The 19,442-nt window shown below is 74.9% G+C and carries 16 protein-coding genes; 12 read left to right on the top strand and 4 right to left on the bottom strand.

Annotated features, from left to right (window positions below; genetic code table 11):
• Positions 1–330 precede the first annotated feature (330 nt).
• The 3 genes from lpdA (at position 331) to ACFTWP_RS26105 (ending at position 3,772) form a co-directional block, all read left to right on the top strand.
• Positions 331–1,719, top strand: coding sequence for a dihydrolipoyl dehydrogenase (gene lpdA / locus ACFTWP_RS26095; RefSeq protein WP_380267238.1), 1,389 nt, complete (start codon positions 331–333; stop codon positions 1,717–1,719).
• A gap of 60 nt (positions 1,720–1,779) precedes the next feature.
• The gene (sucB, locus tag ACFTWP_RS26100; protein WP_380267240.1) at positions 1,780–3,132 is read left to right on the top strand and encodes a 2-oxoglutarate dehydrogenase, E2 component, dihydrolipoamide succinyltransferase; all 1,353 of its coding nucleotides are present in this window, start codon (positions 1,780–1,782) and stop codon (positions 3,130–3,132) included.
• A gap of 124 nt (positions 3,133–3,256) precedes the next feature.
• Positions 3,257–3,772, top strand: a complete 516-nt coding sequence (locus ACFTWP_RS26105) for a DUF4240 domain-containing protein (protein WP_380267344.1) — start codon at positions 3,257–3,259, stop codon at positions 3,770–3,772.
• A 52-nt stretch (positions 3,773–3,824) separates the two neighbouring features.
• On the opposite strand, the gene ACFTWP_RS26110 is transcribed toward ACFTWP_RS26105, so the two are convergent.
• The gene (locus tag ACFTWP_RS26110; protein WP_380267241.1) at positions 3,825–4,955 is read right to left on the bottom strand and encodes a hypothetical protein; all 1,131 of its coding nucleotides are present in this window, start codon (positions 4,953–4,955) and stop codon (positions 3,825–3,827) included.
• Between the two features lie 213 nt (positions 4,956–5,168).
• Positions 5,169–5,672 (bottom strand): GNAT family N-acetyltransferase, encoded by a 504-nt coding sequence (locus ACFTWP_RS26115; protein ID WP_380267243.1) that lies wholly within the window; start codon positions 5,670–5,672, stop codon positions 5,169–5,171.
• Between the two features lie 62 nt (positions 5,673–5,734).
• Between ACFTWP_RS26115 and ACFTWP_RS26120 the strand changes: the two genes are divergently transcribed.
• Positions 5,735–6,640: a TIGR01777 family oxidoreductase gene (locus tag ACFTWP_RS26120; protein ID WP_380267245.1), complete on the top strand. Its 906-nt coding sequence runs from the start codon at positions 5,735–5,737 to the stop codon at positions 6,638–6,640.
• A gap of 168 nt (positions 6,641–6,808) precedes the next feature.
• Here the strand turns inward: ACFTWP_RS26120 and ACFTWP_RS26125 are convergent, their stop codons facing one another.
• A complete protein-coding gene (locus tag ACFTWP_RS26125) occupies positions 6,809–7,033 on the bottom strand; it encodes a hypothetical protein (RefSeq protein ID WP_380267246.1) in 225 nt (74 codons plus the stop codon).
• Positions 7,034–7,610: 577 nt separating this feature from the next.
• On the opposite strand from ACFTWP_RS26125, the gene ACFTWP_RS26130 reads away from it, so the two are divergent.
• Positions 7,611–8,942: an NAD(P)/FAD-dependent oxidoreductase gene (locus ACFTWP_RS26130; protein WP_380267247.1), complete on the top strand. Its 1,332-nt coding sequence runs from the start codon at positions 7,611–7,613 to the stop codon at positions 8,940–8,942.
• 266 nt (positions 8,943–9,208) lie between these two features.
• On the opposite strand, the gene ACFTWP_RS26135 is transcribed toward ACFTWP_RS26130, so the two are convergent.
• Complete coding sequence (locus ACFTWP_RS26135; protein ID WP_380267248.1) at positions 9,209–11,182, bottom strand: regulator; 1,974 nt, start codon at positions 11,180–11,182, stop codon at positions 9,209–9,211.
• Between the two features lie 331 nt (positions 11,183–11,513).
• Here ACFTWP_RS26135 and ACFTWP_RS26140 point away from each other — a divergent pair, with 331 nt between their 5' ends.
• The 7 genes from ACFTWP_RS26140 to ACFTWP_RS26170 all read left to right on the top strand — a co-directional run bounded on the left by ACFTWP_RS26140 (position 11,514) and on the right by ACFTWP_RS26170 (position 19,341).
• On the top strand, positions 11,514–12,287 hold the full coding sequence (locus ACFTWP_RS26140; RefSeq protein WP_380267249.1) for a 3-hydroxybutyrate dehydrogenase: 774 nt from the start codon (positions 11,514–11,516) through the stop codon (positions 12,285–12,287).
• Positions 12,288–12,483: 196 nt separating this feature from the next.
• On the top strand, positions 12,484–13,866 hold the full coding sequence (locus ACFTWP_RS26145) for an MFS transporter (protein ID WP_380267250.1): 1,383 nt from the start codon (positions 12,484–12,486) through the stop codon (positions 13,864–13,866).
• 188 nt (positions 13,867–14,054) lie between these two features.
• Positions 14,055–15,953, top strand: a complete 1,899-nt coding sequence (locus ACFTWP_RS26150; protein WP_380267251.1) for a helix-turn-helix domain-containing protein — start codon at positions 14,055–14,057, stop codon at positions 15,951–15,953.
• Positions 15,954–16,105: 152 nt separating this feature from the next.
• On the top strand, positions 16,106–16,876 hold the full coding sequence (gene lipB, locus ACFTWP_RS26155; RefSeq protein ID WP_380267346.1) for a lipoyl(octanoyl) transferase LipB: 771 nt from the start codon (positions 16,106–16,108) through the stop codon (positions 16,874–16,876).
• Positions 16,877–17,024: 148 nt separating this feature from the next.
• Complete coding sequence (locus ACFTWP_RS26160) at positions 17,025–17,978, top strand: lipoyl synthase (RefSeq protein ID WP_380267253.1); 954 nt, start codon at positions 17,025–17,027, stop codon at positions 17,976–17,978.
• 368 nt (positions 17,979–18,346) lie between these two features.
• Positions 18,347–18,535 (top strand): hypothetical protein, encoded by a 189-nt coding sequence (locus tag ACFTWP_RS26165; RefSeq protein WP_380267254.1) that lies wholly within the window; start codon positions 18,347–18,349, stop codon positions 18,533–18,535.
• Positions 18,536–18,651: 116 nt separating this feature from the next.
• Positions 18,652–19,341 carry a DUF4191 domain-containing protein gene (locus ACFTWP_RS26170; protein WP_380267255.1) on the top strand — a complete coding sequence of 230 codons (690 nt, stop codon included), beginning with the start codon at positions 18,652–18,654 and terminating at the stop codon, positions 19,339–19,341.
• Positions 19,342–19,442 lie beyond the last annotated feature (101 nt).

Raw genomic sequence — 19,442 nt, forward strand, 5'->3', positions numbered from 1 at the left:
GGTAATAACCCGACGGGTCCGCCGCACCCCTGTTCGCTGCGGGCGAAACTTTGTTCCACAGGGTGGAACTCCCCGGGCCCAGCGCCCCGCGGAGCGCGGCTCACCGAGCCAGCATCAGCCCTGTGAGCTGCGGCGATACCCTGACGTACGGGACGTTCGACCCCCTGCGACGGGCCGCCCGGATGCCCCCGGGGCGGGCCGGGACATCAGCCGCCGCGAACAAGTGCGAAGATGTATTTCCGGCACGACTGGGCGCCTTACAAAGGCTTCCCGACCCACCGGACCGCGACCGGCCCGGCGATCCGCACCCCTTTGCATGGAGGACGTGACGTGGCGAACGACGCCAGCACCGTTTTCGACGTTGTCATTCTCGGAGGCGGAAGCGGCGGTTACGCCGCGGCGCTCCGCGCCGCTCAGCTGGGCCTGAGCGTGGCCCTGATCGAGAAGGGTGAGCTGGGCGGCACCTGCCTGCACCGCGGCTGCATCCCGACCAAGGCCCTCCTGCACGCGGCCGAGGTCGCGGACGAGACCCGCGAGGCGGCCGACTTCGGCGTCCTGGCGACCTTCCAGGGCATCGACATCAAGGGCGTCCACAAGTACAAGGACGACGTCGTCTCCGGCCTGTACAAGGGCCTGCAGGGCCTGGTCGCCTCCCGCAAGGTCCACTACATCACCGGCGAGGGCAAGCTCTCCTCGCAGACCTCGGTGAACGTCAACGGCCAGCGCGTCGAGGGCCGCCACATCGTCCTCGCCACCGGCTCGGTGCCGAAGTCGCTCCCCGGCCTGACCATCGACGGCGACCGCGTGATCTCCTCGGACCACGCGCTCAAGCTCGACCGCATCCCGAAGTCCGCCGTGATCCTCGGCGGCGGCGTGATCGGCGTCGAGTTCGCCTCGGTCTGGAAGTCCTTCGGCGTCGACGTCACCATCGTCGAGGCCCTGCCGCACCTGGCCCCGCTGGAGGACGAGAACTCCTCCAAGCTGCTGGAGCGCGCGTTCCGCAAGCGCGGCATCAAGTTCGAGCTCAAGGCCCGCTTCTCCGGTGTCGAGTACACCCAGGACGGCGTCCGCGTCTCCACCGAGAACGGCAAGCAGATCGACGCCGACCTGCTGCTCGTCGCCATCGGCCGCGGCCCGGTCTCGGCCGGCCTCGGCTACGAGGAGAACGGCGTCGCGACGGACCGCGGCTACGTCCTGGTCGACGAGTACATGCGCACCAACGTGCCGACCATCTCGGCCGTCGGCGACCTCGTCCCGACCCTGCAGCTGGCCCACGTCGGCTTCGCCGAGGGCATCCTGGTGGCCGAGCGCCTGGCCGGCCTCAAGGCCGTGCCGATCGACTACGACGGCGTGCCGCGCGTGACGTACTGCAACCCCGAGGTCGCGTCGGTGGGCATCACCGAGGCCAAGGCCGTGGAGCTGTACGGCAAGGACAAGGTCGTCACGCTCAAGTACAACCTGGCCGGCAACGGCAAGAGCAAGATCCTCAAGACCGCCGGCGAGATCAAGCTCGTCCAGGTCAAGGACGGCGCCGTGGTCGGCGTCCACATGGTCGGTGCCCGCATGGGTGAGCAGGTCGGCGAAGCCCAGCTCATCTACAACTGGGAGGCACTGCCCGCCGAGGTCGCGCAGCTCATCCACGCGCACCCGTCGCAGTCCGAGGCCCTCGGCGAGGCGCACCTGGCGCTGGCCGGCAAGCCGCTGCACGCGCACGACTGATCGCGCTCCCCGCCTACTTCCCCCATCCGTACGCAAGACTTTGAAGGAGTCGCTGAAACCATGGCGGTCTCAGTAACACTGCCCGCGCTGGGCGAGAGCGTTTCCGAGGGCACTGTCACCCGCTGGCTCAAGGCCGAGGGTGAGCGCGTCGAGGTCGACGAGCCGCTGCTCGAGGTCTCGACCGACAAGGTCGACACCGAGATCCCGTCGCCGGTCTCCGGCATCCTGGCCGCGATCAAGGTCGCCGAGGACGAGACGGTCGAGGTCGGCACCGAGCTGGCCGTCATCGACGACGGCTCGGGCGCCCCGGTCGCCGCCGCCGCCCCGGTCGCCGAGGCGGCCCCGGCCGCCCCGGCCCCGGTCGTCGAGGCGCCGGCTCCGGCCGCCGCCCCGGCCCCGGTCGCCGCGCCGGTCGCCGCCGCGCCGGCCCCGGTCGCCGCTCCGGCCCCGGTCGCCCCGGCTGCTCCGGCCGCCGCTCCGGTCGCCGACAGCTCCGACGCGTACGTCACGCCGCTGGTGCGCAAGCTCGCCGCCGAGCAGGGCGTCGCCCTGGGCTCCGTCACCGGTACCGGTGTCGGCGGCCGCATCCGCAAGCAGGACGTCATCGCCGCCGCCGAGGCCGCCAAGGCCGTGGCAGCCGCCCCGGCCCCGGCCGCCGCCGCCGCGCCGAAGGCCGCCGCCGCGCCGTCCCCGCTGCGCGGCCAGACCGTGCCGATGACCCGCGTGCGCAAGGCCATCGCCAAGCACATGGTCGACTCGCTCAAGGTGTCGGCCCAGCTGACCACCGTGGTCGAGGTGGACGTCACCCGGATCATGCAGCTGCGCAACAAGGCGAAGAACGGCTTCCTGCAGCGCGAGGGCGTCAAGCTCTCCCCGCTGCCGTTCTTCATCAAGGCCGCCACCGAGGCGCTCAAGGTCCACCCGGTCCTGAACGCCAAGGTCAACGCGGACGACACCATCACCTACCACGACGTCGAGAACATCGGCGTGGCGGTGGACACCGACAAGGGCCTGTTCGTCCCGGTGATCCACGGCGCGGGTGACTTCAACATCGCCGGCATCGCGAAGAAGGTGGCCGACCTCGCCACCCGCACCCGTGACGGCGGCCTGAAGCCGGACGAGCTGGCGGGCGGCACCTTCACGGTGACCAACACCGGTTCGCGCGGCGCGCTGTTCGACACCCCGATCCTCAACCAGCCGCAGGTCGGCATGCTGGGCATCGGCGCCACCGTGCGCCGCCCGGTCGTGATCAACCACCCGGACCTGGGCGAGACCATCGCCGTCCGCGACATGGTCTACCTGGCCCTGTCGTACGACCACCGGATCGTGGACGGCGCCGACGCCGCCCGCTACCTGGGCACGGTCAAGGCCCGCCTGGAAGAGGGCGCCTTCGAGGGCGACCTCGGCCTGTAGGGCCGTCAGCGGGCCTCCCCCGCTGCCGCGACCCCCGCTCCGTCCTCGGACGGAGCGGGGGTTTCCGCGTTTCACGCCGACTTCGCATGCGTTTGCCCGAGTGACCAGGGATGCTGGAGCGGTGATGTACGAGACGGACTTCTGGCAGATCATCGACGAGACCCGGGACGCCGCCGAGGGCGACCCGGACGAGCAGGCCGACCGGATGGTGGAGCGGCTCGCCCAGCTGACGCCGGACGACGTCATCGACTTCGCCCGGCTGTTCGAGGCCCGCTTCCAGCGCGCCTACCGGACGGACCTGTGGGGCGCCGCCCACCTGCTGCTGGACGGCGCCTCGGAGGACGCCTTCGACTACTTCCGCTGCTGGTTGATCGGCCAGGGCCGGGAGGTCTTCGAGGGCGCCCTGCAGGAGCCCGACGACCTGGCGGAGCTGGTGCCCGACTTCGACGAGGAGGAGGACGGCGACGCCGAGGACGTCGGCTACGCGGCCGACGAGGCGTACGAGCAGCTGACCGGACTGCCGCTGCCCGACCTCGGGCTCCGGCAGCCGGCCGGGCCGGAGGGCCCGCCGCTGGACTTCGGCGACGCCGAGACGATGGCGAAACGGTTCCCCCGGCTCTGGGAGCGCTTCGGGGAGTAGCCGCGGCGCGGGGGCGGCGGCGGCCGGTGACCGGGCCGCCGCCGCGCCCCGGTCACACGCCGCTGCCGCTCGCGCTGCCGTCCTGCTTGATGCCCTTGAGGATCTGCTCCAGTGCGGACCGGTCCGGCGCCTTCGGGTCCTCGTCCACCCCGCCGTTCAGGACGACGTAGCCACCGCCCTCGGCCGGGACGGCCGCCAGCAGCACGTAGCCGGTGGTGCCGTCGCTCGTCCGGACGTGCCAGCGCACGGCGTAGCCCGCCACGCCCGCCACCGTGGTCGCGGCGGAGCCGGCGTCGGTGTGCGAGGCCAGGCCGGAGAAGATCGCCCCGGCGTACGCGGGCATCGCCGCCTCGGCCGCCGCCCGCGCGGTGGAGCCCTCCACCGGATCCGTCTTGATCGAGAACTGGCCCCGGACGCAGCTCCCGCCGGTGCCCGGGCAGGTGTAGGGGCCGCTGGTCAGCGAGACCGTCGCGGTGGAGCCGGGGGTACCGGACGTCCAGCCCGTCAGCACCGGCACGGTGATGGCGTGCTGGGCGTCGGGAACCGTCCCCGTGACCGCCACCGGGGCGGTGCTGCGCGGCGCGGCCGTGGGGCTCGGTTGCCGGCTGGGCGAACCCGCCGGGCTCTCGGACGGGCCGACCGGCTCCGAGGGGAGGGCGAGGGTGGGCGACGGCTTCGGGCTCGGGTCGTCCCCCCCGCTCAGCGCCACCCCGGCGGCGATCCCGCCGGCCAGCAGCACGGCCACCACCACACCGATCACCACGCCGGTACCGCCCCTGCGCGGCGTGGGCGGGACGCCCGGGTACATCCCGCCGGGCGGGTAGCCGGGCTGGCCGCCGCCCACCGGGTAGCCGGGCGGGTAACCGGTGCCGGGCTGCGGCGGGTAGCCGTAGCCGGCAGCGGGCTGCGGCGGGTACCCGTAGCCGGCGCCGGGCTGCCCGACGGGGGCGTAGCCGGGCGGTTGCCCTTGCCCCGGGGCGGGCTGCGGCACGGCCGGCGCCGCGCCCTCCCAGGCCTGGGTGGGGGCGTCGGCGATCTGCGCGCCCGAGGGCGGCCGGGCGCCCGGCGCCGTACGGACCTCGGCGGTCCAGGCCGTGCCGTCCCACCAGCACTCTTGGGAGGCCGCGCCGTCCGGCCCTGTGCCCGGTACGGGGTACCACCCGGGAGGCGTCGAGTTGCTCACCGCCGTACCGTACCCGCCGCGGACCGCTCCCAGACAGGGGCCACCGGTGACAGTGCGGTCCCTTCTGTCACGGTTCGGCAACCGTGCCCGGCCGGGGGTCCCGGTGGACCGCCGCGGGCCGGCGGCCGGCCGGCCGCCGCCACCGGATCCGCAGTACGCGAACCGTGGACGGGGGCGGCCGGCGGGCCCACCCGGGAGGCCCGGCGGCGCCCGTCAGCCCTCGCCGTCGAGCCGGCGGGCCATCCAGATGTCGTCCACGTACCGGCCGTCCAGCAGGAACTCCTCGCTGAGCGAGCCCTCCGTCCGGAACCCGCAGCTCTCGTAGAGCCGGCGGGCGGGCGCGTTGTGGCCGAGCACGCGCAGGCTGATCCGGCGGGCGCCGTCCTCGCGGGCGGCCGTGCAGGCGGCCTCGACCAGGGCCCGGCCGATGCCCCGGCCGCGGACCGAACCGTCGACGGCGAGGCCCTGGATCTGGCGCACGTGCCGGTTGCTGGCCAGCGGGGTGGGCGGCACCTGGCGGATGTAGCCCACCAGCCGGCCGTCCAGCAGGGCCAGCAGGTACTGCTCCGGCGGGTGCCGCTCGTCGAAGACGCCGGCGCCTTCGGCCGGCCTCGGAGAGACTTCGCTCAGCCACGACCAGGCGGCGCGGTTGAGTTCGGCCAGTTCCCGCTCGTCCTCCGGCCGGGCCGAACGGATGATCAGATCGTCGTCTCGCATGGGCGTCATGCTAACCAGCCGAGGTCCCCGGCTCGAAGGGGTGGAGCTGCGAGGATGGGCCCATGCGCATCGCTGTCACCGGTTCCACCGGATTCATCGGCTCCGCCCTGGTCGACTCGCTGCTCGCCGACGGCCACGAGGTCGTCCGCCTGGTCCGGCACCGGTCACGGACCGGACCGCAGGCCGACGGCACCACCGGCGTCGGCTGGAACCCGCTGCGGATGGAGATCGACCGGGCCGGGCTGGCCGGCGTCGAGGCGGCCGTCCACCTGGCCGGCGCCGGGGTCGGCGACCACCGCTGGACCGACGCCTACAAGCGGGAGATCCGGGAGAGCCGGGTGCTCGGCACCGAGACCCTGGCCGCCGCGCTGGCCAAGGCCGCGACCCCGCCCAGGGTGCTGGTCAGCGCCTCGGCCGTCGGCTACTACGGCCAGACCGGCGACCGGGTGATCACCGAGTCGTCGCCCGCCGGTGACGACTTCCTCGCCGGGGTCTGCGTGGAGTGGGAGGCCGCCGCCCGGCCCGCCGCCGACGCCGGGATCCGGGTCGTCCACCCGCGGACCGGACTCGTGCTGTCCACCGGCGGCGGCGCGGGCGCGCGGCTGTTCCCGCTGTTCAGGCTGGGGCTCGGCGGCCGGCTCGGGTCCGGCGCCCAGTACTGGAGCTACATCTCCCTGGCCGACGAGATCGCCGCCCTGCGCTTCCTGATCGACCACCAGGAGGTGGCCGGGCCGGTCAACCTGACCGCGCCGGAGCCGGTGACCAACCGCGAGCTGACCGCGGCGGTCGGCCGGGTGCTCGGTCGTCCGACGCCCTTCCCGGTGCCGGAGACCGTCCTGAAGGCCGCCCTCGGCGAGCTGGCGATCGAGGTGGCCGGCAGCCACCGGGTCCTCCCCGAGCGGCTGCTGGAGGCCGGGTTCCGGTTCCGGCACCCCGATGTGGAGTCGGCGGTCCGGGCCGCCCTGTAGGCGACCGGCTCCCGGGGCCGCCGGCGGCCACTGCCGGCGGCGGGCTGCCTGACTGCCGGCTGCCGGCTGCCGTCGGGACGGCGGCGGAGCGGAGAAGGGCGGCGGGAACGACCGTGCCGCCGGAACGGGTCTCGTTCCGGCGGCACGGGTTCGCCCTCGGACGGACGGTCAGCCCGCGAGGACCCCGCTGCCCTCGCCGTTGAACGAACCGACCGTGTTGTCACCGCCGACGTTGAAGATGTCGTCCCCGGCCAGCTGGTTGCCGTCCCCGAGCACGATCGCCCAAGGGCCGGGCGAAGCGTCGAAGTTGACGTCGGCGACGGCGACGCCCGGCAGGCCGGCGATGCCGGCGGCGGCGGCCAGCACCAGCAGCAGCTTGGAGGTTCGGTTCATGGTCAGGTGTTCCCTTCCTCGACGGTGTCACGGCGACAGTAGGGTTCCCACCCGCCGAGCTCGGGGACATACCGCCGAGCGGGTGTGTTGACCAGGGCATTCGGCCGCTACGGGCCGTTCGGGACTCCTTCCCGGGCGTCGAGCGCCGCCCCCGTCGAGCGTCGGCGCGCAGCGCCGCCCCGGGGGCCCTGCGGCCTTCCCGGCCCGGGGCGGGCGGTACCGCCGGCCGGGCCGCGGAACGACGGGACGAGGGGCGCGGCGGGGCCTTCCCGGCCCGGGCGGGCGCTCCCCGGGCCCGGCGGGGGAAGCGGTGCAGGGGGCGCACGGGAGCACATGCGAGGTACGCCGCGCGCCCCACGTCACCGTGCGCGCCCGTCCGCCACCCATCCGGGCGTCCCGGCGCACGGTGCGTGACCGTGCCCCGTCCCCGTGCCACCGAATCCCGGCGCGGCCACGGATCCGACCGGGCCCGACTGTCTGATTCCCACAGTGACGGGGCATCACATGGTCGGACCGTGTCCCGGCACCCCGCTGCCTGCGTCGGCCGAAGATCCGGGACCAGGGAGGGAGCACTCCAGTGCCCGCATACGACTTCACCCGCCGTACCCGCCGCCAGTCCGACCCCGACGTCGTGGTGGTGGGCGCCGGCCTCGCAGGCCTGGCCGCCGCCCGCGCGCTGACCGGCCACGGGCTGGCCGTCCAGGTCCTGGAGACCACCGACCGGATCGGCGGCCGGATGGCCACCCGCGAGGTGGACGGGTTCCGGCTCGACCACGGCAGCCACCTGCTCAACACCGCCTTCCCCGAGCTGCGCCGCCGCCTCGACCTCGACCGGCTCGACCTGCGCCCGCTCGCGCCCGGGGCCCTCGTGCACAGCGGCGGCCGCCGCTACCGGGCCGGCGACCCGCAGTCGACCACCGCCCGCCAGGCGGCCACCCGCACGCCCTTCGGCAGCCCGCTGGACCGGGCCCGGCTCGGCGGCTGGCTGAGCCGGCACGCCGCCACTCCGGCCGGGCGACTGCTGGCCCGCCCCGAGACCACCGCCGCCCGCGCCCTGGCCGAGCGCGGGCTGCCCGCCCGGACCGTCGACGGCGTCCTGCGGCCACTGCTCGGCGCCCTGCTCAGCGACCCCGCCCTCGGCACCAGCAGCCGGGTGGCCGACCTGGTGCTGCGCTCGTACGCGCGCGGGCGGCTCTGCCTACCGGCCGGCGGCATCGCCTCGGTGCCGGCGCAGTTGGCCGCCGCCCTGCCCGGCGGCACGGTACGGCTCGGGGTGCGGGTCACCTCGATCGCGGCGGACGGGGTCGAGACGGCGGACCACGGCCGGATCGGTGCCCGGGCCGTGGTGATCGCCACCGACGCCTCCTCCGCCGCCGAGCTGATGCCCGGGCTGCGGCTGCCCGGCTTCCACCCGGTGACCACGTACTACCACGCCGCCGACCGGGCGCCGGTGAGCGAGCCGGTGCTGCTGCTGGACGGCGACCGCCCCGGCACCGGTCTGCCGCTGGTCTCGCACTCGCTGGTGCTGAGCGAACTGCACCCGTCCTACGCGCCGGCCGGGCAGGCGCTGATCGCCACCACCGTGCTGGGCCGCCGCGGTTTCGACGCCGCCGGGCCGGCCGGGCTCGAACCGGCGGTGCGGGCGCGGCTCGCGGAGCTGTACGGCACCTCCACCACCGGGTGGGGCTTCCTGAGCGTGCGCCACGTCCCGGACGCCGTCCCCGCGATGCCGCCCCCGCACAACTTCCGCCGGCCGGTCCGGGTGCTCGCCGGGCTGTACGTCTGCGGCGACCACCGGGACACCAGCAGCGTGCAGGGCGCGCTGGTCTCCGGCCGCCGGGCGGCGGACTCCGTCCTGCGGGACCTGGGCCTGCCGGCGGCGGGCCGGGAGGCGGAGGTCGCGGCGTAGCGGTGGTCACGGCGTAGCGGTGGTCACGGCGTAGCGGTCGTCGCGGCGTAGCGGTCGTCGCGGCGCGACCGCGGTCGGGGCGGTGCGGAGCCGGGCCTCCGGGAGCGCCGGGACGACCCGGGGAGGGGACGACGGGAGACCGGGGAGCCGGGGAGCGACGCCGCCGCAGGGCTGCGACGTCGCTCCCCCGCTTCCCGTTCCCGCCCCGTCCCTCCGGGGGCCGTGCCGGAGCGCGGGCGGGCGCGCACCGGCGAGCGCCGGGGCCCTCAGATCACCCCGGACTGGCGGGCCGCCTCCTCGAAGGCCCGGGCCACCGGGCTGCCGCGGTACGGCGCGAGGCGGCGGTGGAAGTCCCGCACGTACTCCAGCGTGCGGGCGGAGCGCATCTCACCGGCCGCCCGCAGCCCGTCGGTGGCCATCGCGCAGGCCTCGTCCAGGTCGCCCATCCCGAGCCGGGCGGTGGCCAGCACCAGCCGGCAGAAGATCCGGCTGCGGGCGTACGCGGGCGAGCGCAGCCGCAGCGACTTCTCCGCGTGCTGGGCGGCCGGTCGCCACTGCTGGAGGTCGCGATAGCAGTGCGCGAACTCGTCGGCGAGCTGGGCCTCGTCGAAGAAGCGGGCCCAGGACGGCAGGTCGTCGCCCGGACGGGCCGCGGCGAGCGAGCGCTCGGAGCGGACCAGCGCGGTGGTGCAGGCCCGGACGTCCCCGAGCAGACCGTGGCCGCGCGCCTCGGCGGCGTGCAGCAGCGACTGGACGGCGGCCGGCGCCGAGGTGCCCACCCCCTGCTGGGCGACCCGGGCCAGCTGGACCGCCTCCCGGCCGTGCCCGAGGTGGACCGCCTGCTGGCTCATGGTGACCAGCACGTAGCCGCCGAGCGCGCGGTCCCCCGCCGCCTGGGAGAGCCGCAGCGCCTGGACGAAGTAGCGCTGGGCGAGACCGTGGGCGGCGATGTCGAAGGAGGTCCAGCCGGCCAGCCGGGTGAGGTCGGCGACCGCCCCGAAGAGCGCCCGGCCGATCTGCTCGCCGTAGCGGCCGCGCAGCATCGGCTCGGCCTCGCTCTCCAGGTAGCGCACCAGGGCCTGCCGGGCGTGCCCGCCGCCGTAGGCCTGGTCCAGCGCCCGGAAGAGGTCCCCGACGGCACGGACGGCGGCGATGTCGCCGCGCCCGACCCGCAGGGCCGGCCGGGGCTCGCCGGTCTGGTCGCCGGACGGCGGCTCGACCGCGACGGGCGGGCGCCGGTTCTGTACCGGGACCCGGCCCAGGGCGCCGGGCCCCGGGGGTGCCCCGCCGGGCCTGCGGTCGGCGGGGCGCTCCGGGCCGCGGTCGCCGGGGCGGGCCGGGCCCGCCGGGCCGCCCTGACCGGCCGGGGAGCCCTGCCCCGGTGCGCCCGACCCGCCCGGTGCGCCCGGTGCGCCCGGTCCGCCGGACGCACCGCCGGGGCCGGGCGGCGGGTCGAGCAGGCCGGGCACCGAGCCGTCCCGGGCGACCCGCTCGTCGGTCCGGCCGATCAGCCAGTCCCGGCTGGGGACGACCAGGCCGGCCGGGGTGAAGGCGATCCGGCGCAGTTCGGACTGCGGGCCGCTGTCCTTCCGCCACATGCTCGCGACGATGTCCACCGCCTCCTGCGGCGTCTCGGCGAACTCCAGCCCCGCGTAGACCGGTGCGCAGGCGTCCAGGCCGAGGTCCAGGGCGGTGAGCCGGCGGCCGAGGCGGCGGGTGAAGACCTCGGCGATCAGTGCCGGGGTGGCGCCGCGCGGCTGCTGGCCCCGCAGCCAGCGCGTGACGGAGGTCTTGTCGTAGCGCAGGTCGAGGCCGTGCTCCAGGCCGAGCTGGTCGACCCGGCGGGCCAGACCGGCGTGCGAGAAGCCCGCCTCGTCGATCAGCAGCGCGAGGCGGCCGTTCTGCGGGCCGGTGGCGGGCGGGTCGCCCGCTCCGACGGCGGGGGCGGAGCCGGCCGGGGCGGAGCCGGCGGCGGGGGCCGGCACCCTCGCCTCGCCCGGGTGCCCGGTGTCCTCGGAGTCCCTCGGGTCGTCGGCGTGCCCGGCGCCGCCGGGGAGCGCGGGGCCGGCCGCCTCGGCGCCGGCGGGCGGCCCGGCGTCCCGGTGCGGCCCCCGGTCCTGGTGCAGGCCGCCGGAGGCCTCCGTGCGGGCGCGCCCGTCCGGCCCTTCGTGCGGGTCGAGCGGGTCGAGCGGGTCGAGCGGTCCGTACGCCGGGCTGTCTGTTGCGGGCCGTTGGGGCATAGTCAGTCAACACCTCTCGAAGCGCCGCTCCGGCACAGTCCAGTCCCCCGGTACCTGAGCGGCGCCCCCTGTCGGGAATCGGCGTGAATGTAGCGAGCATTCGGGCGCTATGTGCGGTTCTGGCCGGGCAATCCTCCGAACGGGTGAAGCAAGGGCGCCCATTGTGTTGAAGCCGGGCGGGCTGTGGTTTGCCTCCCGCCGGGCGCCGGCCGGCCTGAGCCGGGCCGCCCGCCCTGGCCCGCCCCATGGGGCGGACCACCACACCGGCCGTGGACACTGTGGCGACGGGGACCATAGGAGAGCGGCCCGCGAATTCCTACCGTTCTGGGCCATGGACACCACTTCGGACCGGCCCCCCGCAGGCGCCCTCACCGGCCGGACGGCCCTGGTCACGGGCGCGGCCTCGGGCATCGGCCTGGCCTGTGCCGAGGCCCTCGCCGAGGCCGGCGCCAAGGTCTACGTCGTCGACCTGGCCGCCGGGCCGGCCACCGAGCTCGCCGAACGCATCAACGGCGTGGCCCACATCGTCGACCTGTCGGATCCGGCCGCGGTGGACGCCCTGCCGGCCGACGCGGACATCGTGGTCAACAACGCCGGCCTCCAGCACGTCGCCCCCGTGCACGAGTTCCCGCCCGACCGCTTCACCCTGATCCAGCGGGTCATGGTGGAGGCCCCGTTCCGGATCCTGCGCCGCACCCTGCCGCACATGTACGAGCAGGGCTGGGGACGGGTCGTCAACATCTCCTCCGTGCACGGGCTGCGGGCCAGCGCCTTCAAGTCCGCGTACGTCACCGCCAAGCACGCCCTGGAGGGCCTGAGCAAGACGGTGGCCCTGGAGGGCGCCCCGCACGGCGTCACCAGCAACTGCGTGAACCCCGGCTACGTGCGCACCCCCCTGGTGGAGCGCCAGATCGCCGCCCAGGCCCTGGCCCACGGCATCGCCGAGGACGAGGTGGTGGAGCGGATCATGCTCGACCGCACCGCCGTCAAACGCCTGATCGAGCCCGAGGAGGTGGCGCAGCTCATGCTCTGGCTCTGCTCGCCGCACGCCTCGTACCTGACCGGCGCCAGCCTGCCCCTGGACGGCGGCTGGACGGCCCACTGACCGCCTCCCCGGAGGATCCCCCCGCCCGGCCCGTCCCCCACGTCCCGCTCCGCCCTGCCCCACCTCCCACGTCCCTCCCACGTCCCTCCCCCGGACTCCGTCGTACCCCGTCACGCAGCACCCCGTCCCCCGCACCACCCCTCCCCCCGCAGCACCCCTGACCCGCCCTCACCCGCAGAGAAGACAGGTGGACCCCATGGCCAGTTCTCCCGACGTAGCGAGAACCAGCTCCCCCCTCTGGAAGGTCGTCGGCGCGAGCCTGATCGGCACCACCATCGAGTGGTACGACTACTTCCTCTACGGCACCGCCGCCGCGCTGGTCTTCGGCAAGGTGTTCTTCCCCAACAGCGACCCGCTGACCGGCACCCTGCTGTCCTTCCTCACCTACGCCATCGGCTTCGCCGCCCGCCCGCTGGGCGCCCTGGTGTTCGGTCACTTCGGGGACCGGATCGGCCGCAAGAAGCTGCTGGTGGTGAGCCTGCTGCTGATGGGCGGCTCGACCACCCTGATCGGCTGCCTGCCGACGTACCACCAGGTCGGCGTGGCGGCCCCGATCATGCTGACCGCGCTGCGGCTGGTGCAGGGCTTCGCGCTCGGCGGCGAGTGGGGCGGCGCGGTGCTGCTGGTGTCCGAGCACGGGGACGCCCGCCGGCGCGGCTTCTGGGCCTCCTGGCCGCAGGGCGGGGCGCCCGCCGGGAACCTGCTGGCGGCCGGCGTGCTGTCGCTGCTGACGGCCGTCCAGTCGGAGTCGACCTTCCTGTCCTGGGGCTGGCGGGTGCCGTTCCTGCTCTCGGCGCTGCTGGTGCTGGTCGGGATGTGGATCCGGCTCTCGGTGGACGAGTCGCCGCTGTTCCAGCAGGCCCTGGCGAAGGCGGAGGCCCGCAAGGCCGCGCAGCAGAGCGCCGAGCAGCCGCCGCTGGTGGCCGTGCTGCGGCACCACTGGCGGGAGGTGCTGGTGGCGATGGGCGCCCGGATGGCGGAGAACATCTCGTACTACGTGATGACCACCTTCGTGCTGGCGTACGCCGTCACCCACGTCCACCTGCCCAAGCAGACCGCGCTGAACGCCGTCCTGGTGGCCTCGGCGATCCAGTTCGCCCTGATCCCGCTGTTCGGCGCGCTCTCCGACCGGGTCGGCCGCAAGCCGGTCTACCTGGTGGGTGCGGTCGGCGTCGGGGTGTGGGCCTTCGTCTTCTTCACCCTGGTCGACGCGAAGTCCTTCGGCTCGCTGCTGCTGGCCGTGACGATCGGTCTGGTCTTCCACAGCATGATGTACGCCCCGCAGGCGGCGTTCTTCTCCGAGCTGTTCGCGACCCGGATGCGGTACTCGGGCGCGTCGATCGGCGCCCAGTTCGCCTCGGTCGCGGCCGGCGCCCCGGCGCCGCTGATCGCCACCGCGCTGCTGAAGGACTACGGCAGCTCGACGCCGATCTCGGTCTACGTCGCGATCGCCGCGGTGATCACGGTGCTCGCGGTGCTCTGCGCCAAGGAGACCCGCGGCCGTGACCTGGCCGAGGTGGACGCCGAGGTGGAGGCGAACGCCCCGGTGGCCGCCGCCGCGAAGGCCGTCACCGCCTGAGCGGACCCGTCACCACCCGTGGCCGCCCCGGGCGGTCCGGGCGGTCCGCCCCCGGCAAGCCGGCGCCCGATCCACCCGGGGCGCCGGCTTGCCGGCCGTCCCGGACGCCATCGGGCGTACCATCGCGCTTCCGTGCCCGTACCGGACCGTCCCCCCGAGGCCTGACTCTGCCGATTGGCGACTGCACCATGACCGACCCGATCCCGGGCGCGGCGCCCGCCCTGCGCCGGCTGCTCGACCTGCTCGCCTCCGGCGCCGCGACCGAGGACTTCGCCGGGGTGCTCGCCGACGCCCGCCTGCGGGGCGAGCCGGCGGACGTCCTCGCCGCGATCGACGACGCGACCTGGCTGGCCCTGCGGGTGCACCGGACGCTGCGCCAGCACCGACGCCGGGAGGCGGAGCTGACGGCGCTGTTCGACACCGCGGGCGACCTCGCCGCCTCCCGGGACCTGGACGACGTGCTGCAGGCGATCGTGCGCCGGGCCCGGCTGCTGCTCGGCACCGACACCGCGTACCTGACGCTGCCGGACGAGGCGGCCGGCGACACGTACATGCGGGTCACCGACGGCTCGGTCTCCGCGCTCTTCCAGAACCTGCGGCTCAGCCTCGGCGACGGCCTCGGCGGCCTGGTCGCGCAGAGCGCCCGCCCCTACGCGACGCCGGACTACCGCACCGACGGGCGCTTCCACCACACCGGGCAGATCGACGCCGGGGTGCTGGACGAGGGCCTGGTCGCGATCATCGGGGTGCCGCTGCTGCTCGGCGGCCGGGTGATCGGGGTGCTGTTCGCGGCGGACCGCTCGCCCCGCGCCTTCTCGCCCGACGAGGTCGCCCTGCTCTGCTCGCTGGCCGCGCACGCCGCGATCGCCCTGGACACCGCCAAGTCGCTGGCCGACACCCGGGCCGCGCTGGCGGGCCTGAACAGCGCCAACGCGGTGATCCAGGCCCACTCGGCCGCCGTCCAGCGCGCCGAGCAGGCCCACGACCGGCTCACCGACCTGGTGCTGCGCGGCGCCGAGGTCGCCGACGTGGCCGCCGAGGTCGCCGTACTGCTGGACGGCGGCATAGCGGTGCACGACGCCGACGGCAACACCCTGGCCGGCCAGGCCGGCACCGGCGCGGGGCTGGCCGAGGCGGTGGCCGCGTCCCGCGCCGAGGGCCGGGCGGTGCGCCGGGGCGACAGCTGGGTCTGCGTGGTGCTGGCCGGCCAGGAGCCGCTGGGCAGCCTGGTGCTGTCCGGGCGGCCCGGGCTGGACGACGCGGACCGGCGGCTGTTCGAGCGGGCCGGAGTGGTCACGGCACTGCTCCTGCTGATGCGCCGCTCGGTCGCCGAGACCGAGAACCGGGTCCGCGGCGAGCTGCTGGCGGACCTGCTGACCGCCCCCGACCGGGACCCGGCGGGACTGGTCGCGCGCGGCCGGCGGCTCGGCGTCGACCTCGGCCGCCCGCACCTGGTGCTGGTCGCCGAGGCCGCCGCGCCGGTCGGCCGGGGCCGGCTGGCGGGAGCGGCCGGGCGCTACCTGTTCGGCTCCCGCGGGGTCAGCGCCGAGCACGGCGAGAACGTGGTGCTGCTGCTGCCCGACGACGGTTCGACCACCCCGGGCGCGGCCGCCGAGCAGGCTGCCGACCGGCTGGCCCGGCTGACCGGGTTCCCGGTGACGGTGGGCGCCGGCCGCTCGGCCGCCGGCCCGCCCGCGCTGGCCGCCGCCCACGCCGAGGCGGTGCGCTGCGTACGGGCGCTGCGGGTGCTCGGCCGGCCCGGCGACGGCGCTTCGGCGCAGGCGCTGGGCTTCCTGGGCGTGCTGCTCGGGGACGGCCACGACGTGGACGGCTTCGTCGGCGCCACCCTCGGCCCGCTGCTCGACTACGACGCCCGCCGCGGCACCGAGCTGGTCCGCACCCTGCGGGCGTACTTCGACAGCGGCAGCAGCCTGACCCGGGCCAAGGACGAACTGCACGTCCACGTGAACACCGTCGTCCAGCGCCTGGACCGGATCGAGGCCCTGCTGGGCCACGACTGGAACCACCCCGAACGCACCCTGGAACTCCAGCTCGCCCTGCGTCTGCAACTGCTCGCCGACGGCTGAACGCGGGCCCGGCCGACCCGCCGCCGGGGCCCGCCTCGAACACCCGGAACGGACGCCCGGACGGGTTTCACCCGGTCGGGCGTACAGTGGCGAGGTTGGTCTCGAACGCCTGGCAAGGAGCAGCGGTGAGCGAGAACGTACGGTTCGTACGCATGGGCATCGGCGATCGGTCGGTGCCGTACCAGGAGGCCTGGGAGGAGCAGCAGCGACTGCACGCCCTGCGGGTCGCCGACGAGATCCCCGACACCGTGCTGCTCCTGGAGCACCCCCCGGTCTACACGGCGGGCCGGCGCACCAATCCCGAGGACCGGCCGCTGGACGGCACCCCCGTGGTCGAGGTCAACCGCGGCGGGGAGATCACCTGGCACGGTCCGGGCCAGCTGATCGGCTACCCGATCGTGAAGCTGCCGGAGCCGATGGACGTGGTCGCGTACGTCCGCCGGCTGGAGGAGGCGCTGATCCGCGCCTGCGGCGAGTTCGGGGTGGAGACCACCCGGGTCGAGGGCCGCAGCGGGGTGTGGGTGCTCGGCGCGAGCATCCCGGACGCCGTGGTCGACCCCGCCCAGGTCGTCGACATCGGCAGCCTGACCCTGCGGATGGGCCTGCCGCTGGGCATCGACCCCCGCCTGGCCGGCCCCGAGTACGCGGCGTCCAACGCCGGCCAGCGCGGCGACGACCGCAAGCTGGCCGCGATCGGCGTGCGGGTCGCGCGGGGCGTGACCATGCACGGCTTCGCGCTGAACTGCAACCCCGACATGACCTGGTTCGACCGGATCGTGCCCTGCGGCATCCGGGACGCCGGCGTCGGCTCGGTCAGCACCGAGCTGGGCCGGGCCTTCCCGGTCGGCGAGGCGCTCCCGGTGGTCGAGAAGCACCTCGCCGAGGTGTTCGCCGAACTCGCCGAACCCGCCCTGGCCCGGTAGGGAATCCCGGCCGGGCGGCGGATGTTGCCCGGACGGGACCGCCCGAACGCCACCCCGAGTCCTGCGATTAGGGGGGCCGGGCCCGTGGAGAGCCGTACAAGCACAGGCGTACCCTGGGGGTACCCCGTCTAGTTCTTAGGAGTCGCACGTGTCCGCTGTCGCACCCGACGGCAGGAAGCTGCTGCGCCTGGAGGTCCGCAACAGCGAGACCCCCATCGAGCGGAAGCCTGAGTGGATCAAGACCCGGGCGAAGATGGGCCCGGAGTACACGGCCCTCCAGTCGCTGGTGAAGAAGGAGGGACTGCACACCGTCTGCCAGGAGGCGGGATGTCCCAACATCTTCGAGTGCTGGGAGGACCGCGAGGCGACCTTCCTCATCGGCGGTGACCAGTGCACCCGCCGCTGCGACTTCTGCCAGATCGACACCGGCAAGCCCGCCGACTTCGACCGGGACGAGCCGCGCCGGGTCGCCGAGTCCATCGTGACGATGGACCTCAACTACGCCACCATCACCGGCGTCGCCCGCGACGACCTGGAGGACGGCGGCTCCTGGCTGTACGCCGAGACGGTTCGCCAGGTGCACGCGCAGACCGCCGGGCGCGAGGGCGGCCGGACGGGCGTCGAGCTGCTGATCCCCGACTTCAACGCGGTGCCCGAGCAGCTGGCCGAGGTCTTCTCGTCCCGGCCCGAGGTGCTGGCGCACAACGTCGAGACGGTGCCCCGGATCTTCAAGCGGATCCGCCCGGCGTTCCGCTACGAGCGCTCGCTCGACGTCATCACCCAGGCCCGCGCGGCCGGGCTGGTGACCAAGTCCAACCTGATCCTCGGCATGGGCGAGACCCGCGAGGAGGTCAGCCAGGCGCTGTCCGACCTGGTGGGCGCCGGCTGCGAGCTGATCACCATCACCCAGTACCTGCGGCCGTCGCTGCGCCACCACCCCGTCGAGCGCTGGGTGAAGCCGCACGAGTTCGTGGAGCTGCAGCAGGAGGCCGAGGAGCTCGGCTTCGCCGGCGTGATGTCGGGGCCGCTGGTGCGGTCCTCCTACCGGGCCGGGCGGCTCTACCGCCAGGCCCTGGAGCACCGCGCGAAGGCGGCCGTCTGACACCTGCCCGACGGCGCGGGCCGCTCGGCGGCGCCGCGCCCGGCGGTGTGACGTCGGACGCACGAGGACGGGAGGGGTGGGGCCGCGGCCCCACCCCTCCCGTCCTCGTGCGCGGGGCGCCCGCGACGACCGGCCGACCCGCCGGCCGGTCGGGCCCCCTCCCCCGACCAGCGGCGCTCGCACGACGCGCCGCCCGCCGGGCGCGCGGGGGCCGGCGGGCGGCCCGCTCCCGTTCGGCCGTGCCCCGTTCCGCCAAAGGGGCGTCCGGCTTTCATCAGGCTTTGACGGCCTGGTCACCGGCTGGTAACACCGAGTGGTGACCATGTGAAGGTCAGGACCTTCGCGACATCGAGGGGAGCTGTTCGGACATGCAGGCAAGGATTCGATCGGTCGGCGGCACGGCGCTGCGACTGGCCGAGAGCGTGCTGCTGGCGAGCGGGCAGCGGCAGGCGCGGCAGAACGCCTGGGCGGCGGTCTGCGAGAACCGCCGGCACGCCGCGGACCGGGCCACGGGAGCCCTGCCGACCGGCCCGGCGCCGGAGTCCCTGCGCCGCTGAACGGACCCCGGGAGGGGCCCGCGGCGGGCGCCGGGCTCGGCCGCCCGGATCACGGTTCGGTGCGATCCGGCACCGTGCTTGGAAATCCCACGCTCCCGGCACGTACCATGAGCGTTATGGCGAGGGAAACATCCGAGAACCCCGGGCGACTCAAGCAGATCCGTCTGGCGTACCAAATGACCAAGAAGGTCGACACCAAGATCGGCCTGATCATCGCCGGCGTCGGCCTGCTGACCTTCGGCGTGTTCCTCGCCATCGGCTTTGCGATCGATCACCCGATCTACCTGGGCATCCTGGGCTTCATCGTGGCCTTCCTGGCCATGGCGATCGTCTTCGGGCGCCGGGCCGAGCGTGCGGCCTTCGGGCAGATGGAGGGACAGCCGGGCGCGGTGGCGGCCGTGCTCAACAACATCAAGCGCGGCTGGAGCGCCAACCCGACCCCGGTCGCGGTCACCCGCAACCAGGACGCGGTCTACCGCGCCGTCGGCCGCCCGGGCATCGCGCTGATCGGCGAGGGCAACCCGAACCGGGTCCGCCAGCTGCTGGCCTCCGAGAAGAAGAAGATGGCCCGGGTCGTCGGCGACATCCCGGTCCACGACATCGTGGTGGGCACCGGCGAGGGCGAGATCCCGCTGAAGAAGCTGCAGGTCCACCTGATGCGTCTGCCGCGCGCCATCACCCCGGCCAAGGTCACCGAGACCAACGACCGGCTGCGCGCCCTGGGCGACCTGCTCTCCAAGGCGCCGATCCCCAAGGGCCCGATGCCCAAGGGTGCCCGGATGCCCAAGGGCGGCCAGGTTCGCTGACCGTCCCCCTCGAACACGACACGGCCCCGTCGCGGAGTTTCCGCGACGGGGCCGTTTGACGTCTGTCCGGTGTCCGGCCTTCTCGGTGTCGGGCCGTCTCG

It is taken from the genome of Kitasatospora sp. NPDC057015, from assembly GCF_042673745.1.
In the GTDB taxonomy this organism is placed as follows: Bacteria; Actinomycetota; Actinomycetes; order Streptomycetales; family Streptomycetaceae; genus Kitasatospora.

Coding starts and splice junctions, on each gene's coding strand:
- sucB (WP_380267240.1), top strand. CDS start 1,780: ATGGCGGTCTCAGTAACACTGCCCGCGCTGGGCGAGAGCGTTTCCGAG.
- ACFTWP_RS26105 (WP_380267344.1), top strand. CDS start 3,257: ATGTACGAGACGGACTTCTGGCAGATCATCGACGAGACCCGGGACGCC.
- ACFTWP_RS26115 (WP_380267243.1), bottom strand. CDS start 5,672: ATGCGAGACGACGATCTGATCATCCGTTCGGCCCGGCCGGAGGACGAG.
- ACFTWP_RS26120 (WP_380267245.1), top strand. CDS start 5,735: ATGCGCATCGCTGTCACCGGTTCCACCGGATTCATCGGCTCCGCCCTG.
- ACFTWP_RS26125 (WP_380267246.1), bottom strand. CDS start 7,033: ATGAACCGAACCTCCAAGCTGCTGCTGGTGCTGGCCGCCGCCGCCGGC.
- ACFTWP_RS26135 (WP_380267248.1), bottom strand. CDS start 11,182: ATGCCCCAACGGCCCGCAACAGACAGCCCGGCGTACGGACCGCTCGAC.
- ACFTWP_RS26140 (WP_380267249.1), top strand. CDS start 11,514: ATGGACACCACTTCGGACCGGCCCCCCGCAGGCGCCCTCACCGGCCGG.
- ACFTWP_RS26145 (WP_380267250.1), top strand. CDS start 12,484: ATGGCCAGTTCTCCCGACGTAGCGAGAACCAGCTCCCCCCTCTGGAAG.
- ACFTWP_RS26150 (WP_380267251.1), top strand. CDS start 14,055: ATGACCGACCCGATCCCGGGCGCGGCGCCCGCCCTGCGCCGGCTGCTC.
- lipB (WP_380267346.1), top strand. CDS start 16,106: ATGGGCATCGGCGATCGGTCGGTGCCGTACCAGGAGGCCTGGGAGGAG.
- ACFTWP_RS26165 (WP_380267254.1), top strand. CDS start 18,347: ATGCAGGCAAGGATTCGATCGGTCGGCGGCACGGCGCTGCGACTGGCC.
- ACFTWP_RS26170 (WP_380267255.1), top strand. CDS start 18,652: ATGGCGAGGGAAACATCCGAGAACCCCGGGCGACTCAAGCAGATCCGT.